Consider the following 14683-nt stretch of genomic DNA (forward strand, 5'->3'; position numbering starts at 1 on the left):
TAACTTTTTTTCTAGTTTAACTTATCATTATCTTAAGCATTAAAACGCCCATACAGATCGTCCGCTTTATTTTAAAAATAGTGGCACTGATGCCTATTATTGTGGCTGTTAAAAGGACCATTAATCCAAGTAGTCCGTCGAAGTAAAGAGATGCGGCTATTATAAAAAGTAGCACCCCCCAATTTAGTGTTGTGTAGTTGATTTTTGATGTTGCTATTCCAAGCATCTTTGAGAGCCTTACACCGTAGAGATTGGCAATATTGCTGGTTATTATAGTTACAAGCAACAAGATTAATAGCTCTTCAGAGCTTAGAGGGTGGTAAATGTCTTTAATTAAAACTAAGATACCGTTTCTGGTTTTTCCAGTTGCGTAAAAATTTATGAGACTGAAAATGAAATTTGATGTGTTGACTGAGAATGCTATTGTTAAAAATGTACGTTCATCTTTTGAGAGAAAACTCCCTAAGAGCGCAGCTTGAGATGACGTAAAGGTTGGTAAAAGCGAAGCTAACATTCCAAAAAATGTCCCAATAAATGAGAATTTTAAAAACTTCTTTTTTGGCATCTGAATTTTTGAGTCCCCTATCTCAATCTTTTGGCTATTATTCAGGGAAAATAATATTGCAGGAACTCCAAATAGTCCAACAAAAACATGAAAATATGGCTCTCTAAGAGGGAGCCTATCAACAACAAGCCCAAATATTCCAGAAAGGATAAAAATTAGGAGGGCATATATCCGTTTCACACCTTTTTCTGTGATTATGAGAAAGAAGGCTAGTAAAAACACAGCAACCTTCCCAAGAAAAGTTGTGTAATGTTTTGCCAATAAAACGTAAGGGAATGCTAGAAGAACAGAGAATATTGCAGCTAAAAGACTCGCTTTTAAAGATATGTTTATAACTTCAAGACCTCGGCCTTGAAGAGCAAGTTTGTGGGCTGGAAGGACACTTATTGCTGTCTCTTCTTCTGGAATGCCAAAGAATGTTGCTGGAAACGCATCCAAGAACGTGTGCGTTAACCCCATTGAATAAAGGAGCACCACATACGAAAAGCCTCCTGGAGAGGTTAGAAAACTTCCAACAATAGAAGCTAGGGTGTTAACATGCAAAGCCGGTGTAATGCCTGTTATTGTACCAAATAAAATACCTAACATGGCCCATCTAAGCATACGTCATCCCTTGAGGGTATTTCAAAAGCAGGTGCGCCTCGATATGTAGTATAGAAACCAAAAGCTGTAAGTGTTTCATTGGCTTCGGGATGGACTCCCAGAGATTTGGGTAACTTAACTAGTATCCAGCAGTTTTCGTTGGTAACGTTAGCGAGCCCAAATCCGTTTTTGTATCTTTTTACCGATGTAACTTTTCCCTGTATTTTTAGTGGAATGCCAGAGATTGGATTACAGATTGAATTTGGGAGCTCTTCCCTCGGGGTTTTAACAATACATCTAATGCAATATAGGGAATTCTTCCTTCTTATGCTGTAGAACTCTATTATATCTCCAAAGTCAGCCGAGAATCCATACAGTTTTAGTTCTGTACAGTTTAGGCTTAAGGCAATACCATCTTTTGTGACCTGGCATACCCCGTATGCTATCTCCCCAATTGTCTCTTTTCCAACAGGCACAGTCTTTGCCTTTCCGATGACTTTTACATCGCTGGGAGAGTTAGCATAGATAGTGAGTGTGGAGTAAAGCTTTGCAATTCCCGTTATCTCAACTTCATCGCCAAGTTCCAGCTTGGTTTTGTAGGGGAGGTATGCGTTAATTTCCTCGCTTCCGTTCCATATTGTTATCGGAGTTATATTTCGAATTACAACTCCTTTAATTCTAAAGGGCATGCCATTTACGGGTGTTTTCAAAAGCCCCTTAGGAATGTAATCAACAACATGGAATCTGTCTCCATAAAAAAGCCCATAAACCTTGACCTTTTCTCCTTTGGTGACATTTAAGCACTTGCTTAGTTTGATTCTCTGAGGTGTTAAAAGATAACACGAGGAATCTTTCCAGAATGCCCCTTCAAGCGACTCTAAGTTCAAGGTGTTTTTGGAAGCTTCTTCTATTTTTAGGGCTTCTACAGTGCGTTTTGATTCATCAAGAAGTTTACCTATAACTTTGTAACTTTTGTCCATTTTCAGAGTCTCGTATAGGATTATCGTGTTGTTTCCATCGTATAGAATGCTAAAGCCCTTTTGTGAATAAACACAGATACCTGTAAAGTTTACTAGACTGCCTTTCTCTGCTTTTTCTAACGATACTGGGTCACTGACCTTTGCCCCTATTAGGTAAAGTAACAAAATAGAGAGAGTAGATGCTACTATTAAAACTATTTCAAGTTCTTTTGCTTTAATCATGATTTATAGTAATAAGGGTGAGTTAAAAATTTTATGGATAATGGACATTCAAATGGTGCCTACAAATTTTGATTCTGCAGTACAATTCCACTTTCTGTTATCTCGTAGGGAATCCAAGAAAGGACATGACGCGTTCTTCTCATTCCGTAGACTCTTAAATATCTTCTCAAAGTTTTTTCTTCCTCAAATAACTTCATCTCTATGATTCCATCCACTATTGCCTTGATTATTGTTTCAACGTGGGGTTCTTCTACTCCTGAATTCATTTCTAGTATCCACACTTGCTTGTTTTTATGGGCGAATGCTTTTAGATCCTCCAAGAACTTATATATCTGCTTCTCTTCGGTTTCAAAGAACAGGGGAGTTAGAGATGAAACTGCCCCAATTATTAGAGGATTATCAACATGGGGATTGTTTAAAATTATCTTGGTTGTCAAATCCTTTATAACATCTATTACTTGAGAGGTGTCCCTAATATCTGGTATTACCTCTTCCGTAAATGAGAATTTTGGTCCCCCACGCAGTCTTTGGGTGTATGCGTCGAGGATATGGAGCTTGTCATTTAAATATCCCATCAATCCCCATCCAAAGTCAAGCGCATTGCTTATGAATTCGTATCTGGAAACATCAACGAGAAGCCCTATAACATTAGCTCCACCAATCAGCTGATTATACATAAACTGGGTTATAAAAGTAGTTTTACCTGATTTTGGGTCTCCAATTAACAAAACAACGCTACCCTTTGGTATTCCCCCCATTAATAGGGGGTCGATTATGCCGGTAGGAACTCGTTCTACTCTTTCTTCTATTTCTCCTTGAGGGAAAAAACCTAACTCTAGATTCAACGTGGCCCCTCCTTTTCAATAAATTTCACCACTAGGATATACGACAACTCCACGATCAGTTATCTCAAAAGGATACTTTCTCATAGAGTGCTTAGTTCCTCTCATTTTTCTGATTAGAAGATAACGTTTAAGCTCTATATTTTTTTCTTGGAGGTCGAGAATAACAACACCTCTTGAGATATACTCTTCTATTCCATACCTGCTTATTCTTCCAGCTTTTGGATCTGGTGCCTCTGTAGTGAGGAGCGTTGTGACGCCCATTTCGAGAAGAATTGTGTTTAACTTTAGAAGAACTCCCCTAATGTCTCCCTCGTTCTGAAGTCTGAAGGCTATGGAAGGAATAGAATCGATAGCAAGTCTCTTCGCGTTTATTGCCTTAACAACCCGATATATGTACCTCAAAAAGTTATCCACATTAATTCTATCTTCCAAAACGAATCTCTCTTCGGAAGGTATTCCAGAAATTGCGCTAACACCATCCACAATTGCTATTAGTCCTTCCTTTTCGTATTTTTTAAAGTTCCATCCAAACTGTGCCATTTCTCTCCTGATATCCTTTGCTCTCTCTTCTAAAGTTACCAAAACTCCCGGCTCCCCATGTTCTTCTGCGCCTTTGTATATATATTGAGCTACAAAAGTAGTTTTTCCGGTTCCGGTGCTACCTGTGATAAGGACTGTTGATTCCTCGGGGAACCCCCCTCCAATTAGATCATCAAATCCCGGGATTCCACTCTTTACCCTTCTCTTGGAAAAATCATCTACCATAATGAATCACCCTTTATTAGCATACTTCACACTCTCTATTCGTCTATTAAAGTTACCACCCTTTAAAATATAAGGTTTTTGGATATTCATGTCCGACTATGCTTGTGACGTTGTAAAATTTCTAACAAGTTGATAAACCTTTACGATGATTTACCAACAAAAGAGTTTTATTGTGAAATGGGCAGTATTCTAAAAGGTGAGCCAATGTTAGATCCATTTGGGAGACGAGCCCAAGAGTTGTTGAATGAATTTGATACCATTAACGAGCTACTTGAGATTATTCCCAACTATCTGGACATGGAACTGGCTCTAGAAAGGGTTAGGTGGGTGAATACCGGTAGAATCCCAGATTATCTGCTGACTTTGAATGATTGGAAGGATTTGATAAGCTTTTATGCTCTTTTAGGCGCTTTGGCATTTTCTCCCTATGGGGTGGAGATGGAACTGGTTAAAGAGGCGAACTTAAAGATATATCTGAGGAAGATAGCATTATCAGAGAACTTTGAGGAGCTCGCACTTCCCTTAGAAAAACCATCAGAAAATGAAATTCCAAAGAGGGATAAGACAATAATTGAGAAGACCCTCCATGAAGAATTGCCCCCCGAAGAAAAGGATAAAATAATCCTCAAGTACAAAATACCTCTAAAAGAATTTCTTTCCTTAAATGAAGGGTCTCTTAAAGATTTTTACATAAGAAACGGGTATGTGTATTTAAATAAAGCGCAAGTGATTGAGCTGTGGAAGAAGAGCTTTGAGAAAAACCTTGAAAAAGCTGTTAACATTCTTTATGATATTAGAGAAGAGTTGCCTCACTATTACGTGGAACTTTATTCTAGGCTAAGTGAGCTTGCTCGGGAATACTTTAAAGAGAGGGTTGAGAAATTCAGCACCACCGCTCAGCCTTTGCGTTTTGATTTCTTTCCTCCATGTGTTAAGATAGCCCTAGGGGGAGTTCCAAGCGGATTGAGGAACTACGCTATAACTGTATTGCTGACTTCTTTCTTGAGCTATGCTAGGATATGTCCTAATCCTCCTAAGAGGGACGTTAAAGTGAAAGACTGCGTTAAGGATCTAAAGGTAATAAAGGAAGAAATTTTGCCCTTGATAATTCAGGCAGGCAATAGATGTAAGCCGCCCCTCTTTCAGGATCAGCCAAATGAGATTAAGAACATATGGTATCACCTAGGTTTTGGTTATACACTGGAGCCGAGTTTAGAGGACAGTGGAAATTCAACATGGTACTTCCCCCCTAATTGTGAAAAAATACGCTCTAGTGCTCCTCAGCTCTGCAAGCCAGATAAAGACTGCAGGTACATCAAAAATCCATTGACTTACTATCTCAGGAAGCTGTATTTGAGTAAGAAAAAGAGTGAAGGTGAAGATAATGAGCACTCTATTTAGGGAAGTCAGCAAGGAGGAGAGGGTAAGATACTATTCAAAAGAATGGGACTCAAAGAAGATCCCAAAGTTTATTTTGGATACCTTGGAAAGTAGGGAGTTTGGATTCGATCATACCGGTGAAGGTCCCAATGACAGAAAAAATGTATTTCAAGATGTTAAAGACCTGGAAGATTATGTAAAAATTACGGCTCCCTATTCAATCTATTCTAGCGTGGCGCTGTATAGTGATCCAAAAAATATGAGTGGCTGGCTCGGGGCGGAATTGGTTTTTGACATAGATGCAAAGGATCTCCCCTTGAAGATGTGTAGTCATGAGGCGGGAACAGTATGCCCGATATGTCTTGAAGATGCCAAGGAATTAGCTAGAGATACCCTTGTTATTCTAAGAGAAGACTTTGGATTTGAGAACATCCATGTTGTTTATTCTGGGAGAGGCTACCATATTAGGGTTTTAGATGATTGGGCTCTTGAATTAGATTCAAAAGCTAGAGAAAGAATTTTGAGTTATATTTCCAGCGCTGAAGAAATTACTTTCGAAGATATTCAAGAAAGAAAAATACTGTTGTCTTCGGGCTATTATAGGGTCTTTAGATTGAGATTTGGTTATTTTATTAAGAGAATCTCTGAGTATCACTTGAGGAACATTGGTCTGAATAAGAAACAAATCAGCATGATAATGGAGAACAGGGATGAGATTTATGAGAATTTTGCAAGAAAAGCCCTATTGACAGCCTTTCCGCAGGGAGTTGGATACAAGACCCTTTTAAGATTGTTTAGTTTATCTACAACATTTTCAAAAGCATATTTTGATGGGAGGGTGACTGTTGACGTAAAGAGAATTCTTCGTTTGCCTTCTTCTCTTCATTCAAAGGTAGGTCTCATTGCCACATATATAGGGAATCGTGAGAAAGATCTAGAGTCCTTTGATCCCTTTAAAAATGCCGTTCCTAAGTTTAGAGAAAAAGAAGTCAAAGAAGCGTACAAGACATGGAAGGAGAGTATGGAGGACAATTTATGATCTCCGGACGGGTTAAAATAATAGTCTCTATGGCTATATGGGGAAGTGTGGGAATTTTTGCTAGGTATTCAAATCTAAACGGCTTAAAATTGGCGTTTTATAGGGTGCTTTTAGGTAGCTTTATCTTTTTGTTTTTCTATACTCTTAATGACTCTAGATGGATCAAAAAAGCGTTCTCAAAAATAAAACCCAAAGTGCATTTGGTATTTCTATTAGGAGCTGTGCTTGGATTAAACTGGGTGTTTTTCTTTTCGGCTGTTTTGTACACGGACATTGCAAAAGCAACACTCATTTACTATTTAGCTCCAGTAATAGTTGTTATACTATCCACAACATTTCTTAAAGAGGAGATAACAATAGAAAGAGTAGCTCTTATTTTAATAGCCTTTCTAGGAGCGTTTATAATAGGAACACAGGGGGAGATTTCCCTTAAAAGCAAAGATTTTCTGGGAATAATTTTTGCGTTTTTAGGAGCTTTGTTTTATGCCGGTGTAACTATCTTAGGCAGATACTTAAGGGACATCGAAAGCTCATATTTAACGTTTTTTCAGCTCTTTTTTGCTATGTTAGTTCTTTTTCCATTAGTAGGGTTTTTTGATGGATTAAAGGTCTCTACTTACTCCTTATCTGTTGTTGGAATTATTGCGATAGTTCATACTGCATATGCTCTCCTAATTTACATGGATGGTCTTAAGGAAGTGGAAGCAAATGAAGCGGCTCTTTTGAGCTATATCGATCCTTTGAGTGCAGTTGTCTATGCACTGCTAATTCTTGGAGAAGTGCCCACTGCAAGAACAATAATCGGAGGAACCCTAATTTTGATGGCTTCTATTTTGGATTTAAAAATGAGGTGAGGGGGCTATAGCCCGCCTTCTGTATTAATGGGGCATTCGACTGAGCGGCCTACCACGGGGCTCACACCGGGAACTCATAGCCCCTATCTCGGCCTTGCACCCCGCGGGACGGCCGTTTCACCGCTCCCCTCGGGATTGTCTGCGGGTTAACTCAGCTCCCGTCGCCGGGAGCCTTCACCGCTTTCATCCACATTTCCCGAGGGACGTGTCGTTTCTGCGCCGTTGCCCTCCCTTCCGGGAGGTGCCTTGCGGCACCGCGGCCCCGGTGCGGTGGGCGGAACTTCCTCGGGTCAAATACCCGAGGGCCCCAGCCCCCTCACCGTGTTAAAATTAAAGAAAAGAAATTATAAAGATTTGGTCATTTTTTGGGTAACTCCCGATACTCTTTAATCTCCGGCTTTTTGGTTTCCTGAACTTACCTAATGGAGATTTCCTCTTTGGTTTGGGTCGCTCTCTTTTTCTCCTTGGCTTTTTGGATTTTGAGTAGTAACCAAACAGAAGCAGGAAAAGCAGTATAAGCAATGCTATTGCAATAACATAGTATTTTGTTGAAGTTTCTTTGGGGGGAATGGAGCTGGTGGAAGAGCTTGTTAATGAAGAAGAGCTTTGAGTTGAAGAGGTAGTTGTAGGACTTGGAAGCTCCAGTTTTAATTTTCCATTAACCTTCTGCTCTTTCCCCCTACTTTCCAGAGAAATTTCGTATCCTATCTCTCCCAGAGGGACTTCTACAGTAAATTCTACCTCATTGTCCCCTGGAAGTAATACAAGATCTCTGGAGCCTTTTAATATCGTACCGTTAGTGCCAAAAAAGCTGTAGGATAGGATTCCCTTTATCTCGTGGGGGTTTTTGTTACTGATTTCTACTAAAAACTTAACCTGTCCTTTATCTGGAGCTAGAGAAAGCTTTTGGTAGGAGACCTTCTCAATCTTTGGGTATGCCAATATATCGTAGCTGGAGGAAGCCTGATCGAGTTCCATTCTTCCAAAAGACACCTTCCCTATTATTTTCTTGTTACCTGGAGATAGCGGAGGTAGGTGTATTTTCGCAATATTACTTCCTTTATTAAGTGTGATCTCCTTGGTTTGGTTGTATATATGCTCATTGTTGGCTTCATACACTTCAATGCTGAGATTTACTGGAATAACTCTCTCGGATAATATCGTAAAATACACAGTATTGGACTCATCTTCCATTATTTGGGTTTTTTCTAGGGAAATTTCTACTAGATCAACTCCAAAGGATATGTAGAAATCTTTTGAGAACAAATATGTTCCTTTTGAATACGTAAGGGTATATATCAGCTTGTAGTGGCCAGAAGGAAATTCATATGGAATTGAAATGTTTGCCTGAACTAAGTTTTCTCCCGGAGTTAAGTTTACCGCTATGTCTTTTTTAAGATACTGATTCCCATCCCTTTCTAGGTATACACTTCCTTTTACAAACACAGGGGAATTTTTGAGGTTGTAAACTGTAGAGTGTATTTCCAATGTTTCTCCATTTAATACGTGAAAAGTTAAGGCACCGCGACCTTTTATTTGCACAACAGTTTCTTTAAATATCAGTGGGGTATCCGTAACCTCAAGTGAAATGGGAACCGTGATAATGCTTATCTCCCCTGATCCTGAAAATCCCCAAAGTACTATGAAGAGGGTATATTTCCCTGGTTTTACACTTTCATTGACATAGATCTTGTATCTTAAAGTCCTTGTTTCTCCAGCTTTCCAATATGTATATAGAACTCCGGGAGATACGAGTTCTCCTGTAGATTTGTAGATTTCAAGTTTAATTCCGGAAACCTCTCTATTGTTTTCATCGACTGCGTAGTATCTCCTATAACTTACTACTTGGAAGTCCTTGTCTACACTGTTCACAATAGTAAGGGTTCCTTCCCTATAGTCCCCTGAGACTACAATGATATTGCCTTCCAGTGTTGAGAAAAACAGGTATTGGGAAGACACTAAGGAAGAGAACATTAATAATATTGTGATTGCTGCGATGAGCTTCTTCATAACTCTTCCCCTAGATAATTTGTAATTCGATAAATATAAAGTTTCACATTATAAGCAATAAGATGCCTAAGAGTGTGAATATTGTAAAAAACAACAGACTTATTCGGTATAACGGCAACTTTGAAAACTGGTTTCTAACTAGCGCAGCTATTATAATAAGTAAAACCCCATAAAAAGTAGCAAATATTCCGAGTGCTTTCTTCATATCAACGTGTAAAATGAGAAGGATACCCAGTATTGCTCCGGCGAAAACTGTTATTTGGGGGATCGTGAACAGGTAATAATGGAGCAGAATTTTGTTGTCATCCATTTTTATCCCTCCCGACTTACTCTACTATAAACGCGTAGGTTGTTGTTGTAGGTAACTTTTTTCGAATTTCTGGAATAAAATAACGAGGGAGTACTACTTCACTTTTTTCCTCCAAGAGATCATACGTTCCGAGTATTTTCTCAATAACTTTGACTGCAGTTTTTCCTCTAACCCTAAAGTAGCCGTGCCACGTTGGAGTAATCTCAAGTATTATAGGGAGATAAAGAGACTTGTATTCGTTGCTATCAAGTAAAGTGCTAAGATACTTTAATTCGTCTTTCTTAAAAAAATGGAACTGGCCGTCTCTAAGCTGTACTTTAGGCTCGTCTTCTTCGAGAAGAGTTTTGAGGCTCTTTCTGCTTTTGGGTAAGTGGAAATTTAACCGTGAGAGTTCTTTTTGGATTATCTCGTCTTCTTTAGGCATGTTGATATTCTTTTTGGGGGAGAATAAAAAACTTTCTTTGGATGTTTTTGACAATAATAAGTCAAATTCTTCATTTAACACAGCATTTTTAGACATATATGTGATACAACTATGATCATTTGACATTTTGCCAATAGTTCAGTAGAAAAACTTATATTATAAACATTGTATAGATTTGCGTGTTTAATACTGAAAATATCATCAAAAAGGTGAGACAAAAATGAACGAAATTAAATCCATTATCAAGCATGATTCAAACAAACCTAAATTCTTACAGCTAATTTTCGTTGACATAAACGGAGTTCCAAAGGGGATGGAGGTTCCAATTGGAAGATATGAAGAAGCAGTTACTGATGGAATATCCTTTGATGGCTCTTCAATTCCAGGATTTCAGGGAATAGAGGACAGTGACCTCCTTTTCAAAGCAGATCCAACTACTTATGTTGAAGTTCCGTGGGAAGGAATTGCAAAAGTATTTGGGTATATATACAAAGATGGTAAGCCATACCATGCTGATCCCAGGAGAATCCTGAACTCGGTCGTGGAAGAACTGAAAAAGATGGGGATAACAGCTTATATAGGCCCCGAACCAGAATTTTACCTCTTTGAAAAGAACGGCTCATGGGAGCTCAAGCTTCCTGATGGGGGAGGATATTTCGATCTTGTTAATCTGGACAAAGCGAGGGAAATGAAGAGAGTCATAGCCCATTATATGCCCGCGTTCAAGTTAATCCCCGAAGTTCTGCACCATGAAGTTGGCCCGGGGCAGCATGAAATAGATTTTCGCTTTGCAGATGCGTTAACAACTGCCGACAATATAGTCAGGTTCAAGTATTTGGTTAAAGCAGTTGCGGAAAGCTATGGTCTCTACGCTACGTTTATGCCAAAACCCCTTTTTGGCAAGCCTGGCAATGGGATGCATCTTCACATAAGTCTTTGGAAAGAAGGGGAGAACATCTTCAGGGGAGAAAAAGGATTAAGTGACGATGCTCTTTACTTCATTGGAGGCGTTTTAAAGCACGCAAAAGCTTTAACGGCAGTAACTAATCCCACTGTTAACTCATACAAACGTCTTGTGCCTGGATATGAGGCTCCGGTATACATCTCTTGGGGATACAAAAACAGGAGTGCTCTAATAAGGGTTCCTGCGTATGTGGGCAATGGGGCAAGGATAGAATACCGCTGTCCTGACCCAAGTGCAAATCCGTACCTTGCGTTTGCAGTTATTTTAATGGCTGGTATTGATGGAATAAAGCATAAAATCGAACCGTTTGCTTATGTGGAAGAGAACGTATATGAGATGGGAGAAAAAGAAAGGTGGTCTCTAGGAATAGATGTTTTGCCTACTACTTTGGAAGAAGCCCTCGGAGAACTAAAGAGGGACAAAGTAATTAGAGATGTCCTTGGAAAGGCTTATCACAACTTCATGGAATACAAAACAAAGGAATGGGAGGCCTATCAGAGATACTTAGAAAAGAACGGGATTAACAGAAGGACAATAAAGGTTACAGAATGGGAACTTGAGCGCTACTTCTATGTTTGATCTTTCTCATTTCTTTCTTCTATATGGAGCATGAGAGAACCTAAAATTATTAATATGGCTCCAGTCACTTGTTTAGGAGTTAGGATTTCGTGGAATAGGATGTAAGCAAGGATTAAAGCGACTACCGGTTCTACTGTGGCTATTATTGATGCTCTGCTGACTTCTATCTCTTTAAGTGCAGTGTTGTATAAAATGTATGCCAAAAATGTTGGAAAGAATGCTAGTCCAAAAAGGCATGGCAAAGAAGAGATAGGGATTTCAAAATTTGAGAACGGCGCTAAGAAAAGTGCTCCAAAACCTATTGTGTAAAGAAGGGCTTCTTCTGGTTTTTCATTTTTTACGGCAAATTTTGCCAAAATTCCATAGAGAGCGTATGTAAGTCCGGAGAGAAGTCCTAGTACTATAGCTAGCTTACTCACACTCCCCCCGTTGGGATTAACAACTAGGAGAACTCCTATTATTGCCATTACAAGTGCTGCGAGCTTTATGGAAGTGATTTTTTCACCAAAGATGAAATATCCCAGTATCGTGGAATAAACCGGGGCGGAATACAGTAGAAGGACTGCCAAAGACACTGATGAAATTTTAACAGTGTAGAAATACAATATGTAAAACAAGAACACTGCAAAAAAACCATAAAACGCATAAAAAGGCAATCTATGCTTTTTAACCTGAAGGCCTTTGGAGAGATTATAAACAAAGAGAAGGGCAAACGCTATTGATGCCCTATAGAATGTTATTGTAAAGGGATCTAATCCTAAGCCATAGAGCAATTTAGCGAAAATCCCAAGAGTTCCCCACATACTCGCAGCTAAAAAGACTAGTATGTACCCTTTTTTCAATGCATTTCACCGTTAGATTTTTGGTCCCACGGGAAGTCTCCTTTTGTGCTCGCTTTTTTTGATCAGATATTCAACATACTCAACTTTCTCCATTGGAACATTTAGTTCTTCGGCAATTTTGTTCTTTTCCATTTTTAAATCTACCAATCTATAAAGGATTTCATCTAAAAGTTTGTAGCTAATTCCAAGTTCATCCTCATCGCTTTGTCCTTCCCATAGACCGGCACTTGGTTTTTTGGTTATTATTCTCTCTGGGACGCCAAGCCTTTTGGCAATTTCCCAAACTTCTGTTTTGTATAGGTTGATTAAAGGGGCATAGTCACTAGCTCCATCTCCCCACTTTGTAAAGTATCCTGTCAGAAATTCGCTTTTATTGGAAGTTCCTAAAACAAGGTAGTTTCTTGAGTTTGCATGGGCGTACAAAAGTATCATTCTGGTTCTTGCCATTAAATTACCTTTGGAAACTTTGTCAAGCTCAAAGCCAATGCTTTTTTCAAACGCATCTACGATTTCTTTTATGCTGATGAGTTTATGCTCAATTCCGAGTTTTTTGCATACTAGCAAAGCATCTTCAACGTCTTGGTTCATGTAATAGGGCATTATAAGGCCTAGTACATTTTCTTTTCCAAGTGCCTTTGTTGCAAGGTGAGCTACAGTTGCACTGTCTACACCACCACTAATCCCAATTACCACTCCCTTAGCTTTCGCTTCTTCTGTCTTCTCTTTTATAAATGAGACAAGCCTATTAATAACGTCTTCAAAATTCAGCTCTCTCATTCTCTAACCTCCCTTTAAGTCTTCCATGAACCTTACGTATCCTATAAGACTTAGAGCACTTCCCACCAGCATTGAGATAAAAGCTACCCATGCTAAAGGAGAATAAGGATATTGAACCCCTTCCACATCGTACACATAAGAAACATTTCCGCTCTCTACATTTATCTGTGGCTGAGAAAGAGGATTTAACGTTACAGAATTATTGTTTAGCCTATATGCATCAACTTTGTTCCCATGAACAATGATCACCGATGCGTTTTGGGAATACAACGTGAGGGTTCTATTGTTTATGAAATACTCTTTTTCAAATTGGGAATCTCCGATTAAATGCTGGCCCTGTTGTAAGTTTCCATGCCAATTACCACTCTTTGGGACTCCATACATAGAGATGAAAGCGAGTATTATGGCTAAGAATAGAAAAAGTAGCCCTGCTTTTATTAGGGGATATCTAAGTGCGTCTTTAAAAGTTACCATCACATCACCCACAAGGCATTTTCAGAAACAAAAATATAAAGATTGAGGTAAGAACAGATTAAATTTTTCCAGCTAGCCAGCATTCTACCCAGTGGTTGTGCTCGTATTCCACTAATTGCGGGTGTTTGACATCACAGAGTCCTTTCTCCATGTAGAGACATCTTGGATGGAACCTACAGCCTGGTGGGATATTTGCAGCGTTTGGAACTTCACCTTTAATTGGTACCTCCTTGATTATGTTTCTTCTCTCTGGTATTGGCTCTGGCACTGCTGCAAGTAATGCTCTTGTATAGGGGTGTATTGGATTGTCGATTACCACTTTTGCAGGCCCCATCTCAACAATTCTTCCTAGGTACATGACCGCAATGTGGTCGGCAAAGTATCTGGCTGTTGATAGATCGTGAGTGATGTAGAGGTATGTAACACCCATCTTTTCTTTGAGCTCTTTCATCAATTCAAGGACTTCTGCTCTAATTGAGACGTCAAGCATCGAGACTGGCTCATCTGCCACTATGAACGTTGGGTTAAGTATCAAAGCTCTTGCAATAGCTACTCTCTGTCTTTGTCCTCCAGAGAGCATGTGTGGATGTCTGCCCACGTAGTCCTCAGGTGGAACGATTTTAACCATCTCAAGTGCCTTGTAAATAAGTTCTTCTCTTTCTGCTTTTGTCTCACCAATTCCATGAATCAAGAGTGGTTCTTCTAATACATCGTATATTCTGAATCTTGGGTTCATTGAGGAGAATGGATCCTGAAAGACCATCTGGACTTTTCTTCTATATGCCTTAATCTCCTCTTGAGTTTTGAGTTCTGTTACATCCTGCCCTTCAAGATAAATTTTTCCGTCTGTGGGTTCTAATAGCTTCATTACTAGTTTTCCAGTGGTAGTTTTTCCACATCCGCTCTCTCCTACCAGTGCAAAGACTTCTTGCTTATAAACCTCAAAGCTAACGCCATCCACCGCTCTGACGAACCTAGGGGGCTCTCCTCTAAGTCCTGCTAGTAGGCCTCTCTTAATTGGGAAGTACTTCTTGAGGTTCTCAACCCTTAATACAGGTTCCGCCATTTTTC

15 protein-coding genes and 1 other RNA gene are annotated in these 14683 nt (G+C 39.3%); 4 read left to right on the plus strand and 12 right to left on the minus strand.

Annotation, left to right across the window (positions count from 1 at the left end; translation table 11 throughout):
• Positions 1 to 16 precede the first annotated feature (16 nt).
• The 4 genes from OCC_RS06800 to OCC_RS06815 are packed head-to-tail and all read right to left on the minus strand — an operon-like array spanning position 17 to position 3959.
• Complete coding sequence (locus tag OCC_RS06800) at positions 17 to 1168, minus strand: tripartite tricarboxylate transporter permease (RefSeq protein WP_020953714.1); 1152 nt, start codon at positions 1166 to 1168, stop codon at positions 17 to 19.
• Positions 1147 to 2349 carry a single stranded DNA-binding domain-containing protein gene (locus OCC_RS06805; protein WP_004070176.1) on the minus strand — a complete coding sequence of 401 codons (1203 nt, stop codon included), beginning with the start codon at positions 2347 to 2349 and terminating at the stop codon, positions 1147 to 1149. Before OCC_RS06805 ends, OCC_RS06800 begins: the two co-directional genes overlap by 22 nt.
• A 59-nt stretch (positions 2350 to 2408) precedes the next feature.
• Entirely contained in the window at positions 2409 to 3194 is a 786-nt protein-coding gene (locus OCC_RS06810) for an RAD55 family ATPase (RefSeq protein WP_004070178.1), read from the minus strand.
• 15 nt (positions 3195 to 3209) lie between these two features.
• A complete protein-coding gene (locus OCC_RS06815) occupies positions 3210 to 3959 on the minus strand; it encodes an ATPase domain-containing protein (RefSeq protein ID WP_004070180.1) in 750 nt (249 codons plus the stop codon).
• 204 nt (positions 3960 to 4163) lie between these two features.
• Here OCC_RS06815 and priL point away from each other — a divergent pair, with 204 nt between their 5' ends.
• The 3 genes from priL to OCC_RS06830 are packed head-to-tail and all read left to right on the plus strand — an operon-like array spanning position 4164 to position 7232.
• Positions 4164 to 5360 (plus strand): DNA primase large subunit PriL, encoded by a 1197-nt coding sequence (gene priL, locus OCC_RS06820; RefSeq protein WP_004070182.1) that lies wholly within the window; start codon positions 4164 to 4166, stop codon positions 5358 to 5360.
• A complete protein-coding gene (gene priS, locus OCC_RS06825) occupies positions 5344 to 6378 on the plus strand; it encodes a DNA primase catalytic subunit PriS (RefSeq protein WP_004070183.1) in 1035 nt (344 codons plus the stop codon). Before priL ends, priS begins: the two co-directional genes overlap by 17 nt.
• A complete protein-coding gene (locus OCC_RS06830) occupies positions 6375 to 7232 on the plus strand; it encodes a DMT family transporter (protein WP_004070186.1) in 858 nt (285 codons plus the stop codon). The genes priS and OCC_RS06830 overlap by 4 nt, the downstream gene beginning before the upstream one ends.
• On the opposite strand, the gene rnpB is transcribed toward OCC_RS06830, so the two are convergent.
• From rnpB to OCC_RS06845, 4 genes are all read right to left on the minus strand, one after another.
• Positions 7229 to 7552, minus strand: an RNA gene (gene rnpB / locus OCC_RS12180) — RNase P RNA component. The genes OCC_RS06830 and rnpB overlap by 4 nt on opposite strands.
• A gap of 10 nt (positions 7553 to 7562) precedes the next feature.
• On the minus strand, positions 7563 to 9242 hold the full coding sequence (locus tag OCC_RS06835; protein WP_004070188.1) for a COG1361 family protein: 1680 nt from the start codon (positions 9240 to 9242) through the stop codon (positions 7563 to 7565).
• 43 nt (positions 9243 to 9285) lie between these two features.
• Entirely contained in the window at positions 9286 to 9552 is a 267-nt protein-coding gene (locus tag OCC_RS06840; protein WP_004070189.1) for a hypothetical protein, read from the minus strand.
• 16 nt (positions 9553 to 9568) lie between these two features.
• Positions 9569 to 9976: a DUF61 family protein gene (locus OCC_RS06845; RefSeq protein ID WP_023843726.1), complete on the minus strand. Its 408-nt coding sequence runs from the start codon at positions 9974 to 9976 to the stop codon at positions 9569 to 9571.
• Positions 9977 to 10196: 220 nt separating this feature from the next.
• Here OCC_RS06845 and glnA point away from each other — a divergent pair, with 220 nt between their 5' ends.
• Positions 10197 to 11519, plus strand: a complete 1323-nt coding sequence (glnA, locus tag OCC_RS06850) for a type I glutamate--ammonia ligase (RefSeq protein ID WP_004070192.1) — start codon at positions 10197 to 10199, stop codon at positions 11517 to 11519.
• Here the strand turns inward: glnA and OCC_RS06855 are convergent.
• Genes OCC_RS06855 through OCC_RS06870 form a run of 4 tightly spaced genes read right to left on the minus strand, consistent with a single transcriptional unit; the run spans position 11510 to position 14678 of the window.
• Positions 11510 to 12361 (minus strand): DMT family transporter, encoded by an 852-nt coding sequence (locus OCC_RS06855; protein ID WP_004070193.1) that lies wholly within the window; start codon positions 12359 to 12361, stop codon positions 11510 to 11512. The two genes, glnA and OCC_RS06855, sit on opposite strands and share 10 nt — an antisense overlap.
• A 12-nt stretch (positions 12362 to 12373) precedes the next feature.
• Positions 12374 to 13138: an NAD+ synthase gene (locus OCC_RS06860; protein WP_004070194.1), complete on the minus strand. Its 765-nt coding sequence runs from the start codon at positions 13136 to 13138 to the stop codon at positions 12374 to 12376.
• Between the two features lie 3 nt (positions 13139 to 13141).
• The gene (locus OCC_RS06865) at positions 13142 to 13624 is read right to left on the minus strand and encodes a hypothetical protein (RefSeq protein WP_148290420.1); all 483 of its coding nucleotides are present in this window, start codon (positions 13622 to 13624) and stop codon (positions 13142 to 13144) included.
• A gap of 46 nt (positions 13625 to 13670) precedes the next feature.
• Positions 13671 to 14678 (minus strand): ABC transporter ATP-binding protein, encoded by a 1008-nt coding sequence (locus tag OCC_RS06870; RefSeq protein WP_004070197.1) that lies wholly within the window; start codon positions 14676 to 14678, stop codon positions 13671 to 13673.
• Positions 14679 to 14683: the final 5 nt, after the last annotated feature.

The organism is Thermococcus litoralis DSM 5473 (genome assembly GCF_000246985.2).
In the GTDB taxonomy this organism is placed as follows: Archaea; Methanobacteriota_B; Thermococci; order Thermococcales; family Thermococcaceae; genus Thermococcus_A; species Thermococcus_A litoralis.